Raw genomic sequence first — 1,345 nt, forward strand, 5'->3', positions numbered from 1 at the left:
ACGGAAGCCACCACGGTCACCACCACGGTCGTCACGGCGGAACCCGCCCCGATCGCCGCCGCGGTCGTCACGCTGGAAGCCACCACGGTCATCACGACGGGGAGCGCGATCGTCGCGCGAGGACCCAGCACGGTCGTCCCTGCGGAAACCACCGCGGTCGTCCCGACGGGGAGCACGGTCGTCACGCGGGAAGCCACCACGGTCGCCGCCACGGTCATCGCGACGGAACCCACCACGGTCACCACCGCGGTCGTCACGGCGGAAGCCACCGCGGTCACCACCACGGTCGTCACGGCGGAACCCGCCCCGATCGCCGCCGCGGTCGTCACGCTGGAAGCCACCACGGTCATCACGACGGGGAGCGCGATCGTCGCGCGAGGACCCAGCACGGTCGTCCCTGCGGAAACCACCGCGGTCGTCCCGACGGGGAGCACGGTCGTCACGCGGGAAGCCACCACGGTCGCCGCCACGGTCATCGCGACGGAACCCACCACGGTCACCACCGCGGTCGTCACGGCGGAAGCCACCACGGTCATCGCGACGGAACCCGCCCCGGTCGCCACCACGGTCGTCGGAGCGGACACCGCCACCACCACTGCCGCGGCGGTCGTCGTCACGGCGGAAGCCACCGCCGCCAGTGCCGCGGCGGTCGTCGTCGCGACGCGGTCCACGGTCGCGGTCGTCCCGACGGAACGCCGGCCGGTCATCGCGGCGGAAACCACCCCGGTCACCACCCCGGTCGTCACGGCGGTCCGCGCCACGGTCGTCACGGCGGTCGTCCCTGCGGAAGCCACCGCCGCCACTGCCGCGGCGGTCGTCATCGCGCCGGGGACCACGGAAGCCGCCCCGCTCGCCACCGTCCGTACGACGAGGCTCACGCTCCGGACGGTCGTCGGAGGAGTTGGTGGACATGGGTGGGGCTCCTGTCTTCGGGTACCGCAAGCATTCTCGCGCAGAGGGCGTCCCTCCGCGCTTCGAGCACATACAACTGACAACAAAAAAGGACCCGTGGTCCCAGCATGAACGCTGGGACCACGGGTCCTGAAAAATTGTTCGGCGGCGTCCTACTCTCCCACAGGGTCCCCCCTGCAGTACCATCGGCGCTGAAAGGCTTAGCTTCCGGGTTCGAAATGTAACCGGGCGTTTCCCTAACGCTATGGCCACCGAAACCCTATTGGGTTCGAGCGAACAAGCACACTATTCACTTGATCTTTTTCGTGTGCCGGTGCGACTGTTCGCAACCCGGGAACAACACAGTGGACGCGAGCAACTGAGGACAAGCCCTCGGCCTATTAGTACCGGTCAACTCCACCCATTACTGGGCTTCCATATCCGGCCTATCAAC

1 protein-coding gene, 1 rRNA gene and 1 pseudogene are annotated in these 1,345 nt (G+C 68.4%); 1 reads left to right on the plus strand and 2 read right to left on the minus strand.

The features are described from left to right. Positions 1–821, minus strand: a pseudogene (locus ACF053_RS24910) (hypothetical protein); the annotation flags it as partial. 230 nt (positions 822–1,051) lie between these two features. Further along, a 5S ribosomal RNA gene (gene rrf, locus ACF053_RS24915) occupies positions 1,052–1,168 on the minus strand. Between rrf and ACF053_RS30260 the strand changes: the two genes are divergently transcribed. Beyond that, the coding region (locus tag ACF053_RS30260; RefSeq protein ID WP_449336542.1) for a hypothetical protein at positions 1,157–1,345 on the plus strand (189 nt) is incomplete at its 3' end. The two genes, rrf and ACF053_RS30260, sit on opposite strands and share 12 nt — an antisense overlap.

Origin of the sequence: Streptomyces kanasensis, from assembly GCF_043077165.1 — a bacterium.
Classification (GTDB): Bacteria; Actinomycetota; Actinomycetes; order Streptomycetales; family Streptomycetaceae; genus Streptomyces; species Streptomyces changanensis.